The sequence below is a fragment of the Vibrio chanodichtyis genome (assembly GCF_028863985.1).
In the GTDB taxonomy this organism is placed as follows: domain Bacteria; phylum Pseudomonadota; class Gammaproteobacteria; order Enterobacterales; family Vibrionaceae; genus Vibrio; species Vibrio chanodichtyis.
In genome coordinates, this window is sequence record NZ_JARBFT010000037.1 from 1 (window position 1) to 1,228 (window position 1,228).

General features: G+C 42.7%; 2 protein-coding genes. Both read right to left on the minus strand.

Annotation, left to right across the window (positions count from 1 at the left end; all coding sequences use genetic code 11):
* Window positions 1–171: 171 nt before the first annotated feature.
* Window positions 172–669 (minus strand): GNAT family N-acetyltransferase, encoded by a 498-nt coding sequence (locus tag PUN32_RS13980; RefSeq protein WP_274723736.1) that lies wholly within the window; start codon window positions 667–669, stop codon window positions 172–174.
* Window positions 666–938 (minus strand): type II toxin-antitoxin system TacA family antitoxin, encoded by a 273-nt coding sequence (locus PUN32_RS13985; RefSeq protein WP_274723737.1) that lies wholly within the window; start codon window positions 936–938, stop codon window positions 666–668. Before PUN32_RS13985 ends, PUN32_RS13980 begins: the two co-directional genes overlap by 4 nt.
* Window positions 939–1,228 lie beyond the last annotated feature (290 nt).

Here is a 1,228-nt window from a genome sequence, read left to right on the forward strand (position 1 = left end):
AGACTTTTTACCCATTTGGTCGTGACCTAACAAGCGATTCAAGACAGATTCACAACGCGCGGCATTGGCGTGATGCGAGAACGACAGTGATGAACATTGTGATGCGTTGAGTTGGTTTAGGCGTTGCTCACTGCTTAATCGGGCGTTAGTTTGCTCAAGGCTAGTGGTTAACTAGGCTAGATTTGCTCGGATATCTGCAATGGTTATGAAGAGCTTGTTCTCAGCGTCTTGAAATGCTTGAAATCCATAACGTTCATAGAAGTGTTTGGCTCCGTCTTTGGCATCAACGATAACCACGGGAAACGCTACACTGTCACTGGCTGCGAGTAATTTTCTGAGAGCATCAATAAGCAGCCATTCGCCAAAACCTTTACCTTTGTATCGGTCATCGACAGCTAAACGAGCGATGAGACCGCCTGATGTTGATAATTGGTGTTTCTTCTGTAACTTGTCAGGCAAGGCTTTTAAATCAATAGGTGTCATAGTGAGTGTGTAAAAGCCGATGATATGTGTATTGTTGTTATCATCTTCCAAAACGAACGTTCTCGTATTGTCTTTTTTGGCTTGCTGACTCGCCATTACTTTTAAGTAATTATTTAAGGCTTCAATGCCACAATTGAAACGGTTACGATCGTGTTTGTCTTTGTCGAGAAGAACCGAATTCATCATTGAGTTTTACTCTCATAGCGTTCAGATGCTAATTTGAGTTTGGTGTTTATTGTTGCTGGATTATCGAGCGCTTCCATTAACAATAGGGCATCAGCTTGGCTAAGCTTTAGGGCTTGTTCACGTTCAATCACTTGTTTTGCTTTTTCGATTGCCGCATTTAAAACAAATGAATTAATGCTAGACATGCCGGCGAGCGCGGCAGCTTTTGTGAGTAAATATTGAGTGTCGACATCAACTCTGGCGGTGATGCGAGGTAAGGTTGTTGCCATATTTTTATTTCCTATTGTGCCAAATTGTCACGCTGGTATTATGGTGTTAAAGTGTTCGCGGGTCAATGCCTGTGTCACTTTGGCACGCAAACTAACAAGCGCCTCAAGCGGGACTGTCAACGCGTAGCATTTTTGTATGCGGGGATTTTTGTGATTAATTTGGTATGCGTTAAGTTGGTTTGTGCGTTGCCAGCCCCTTAGGCGAGCGTTATGATTCACCTAAATTTAGTAAAACACCTTGATATCACGGTAAAAATTTTCATGTGATCCAAGTGCGATAAGCTCAAGTG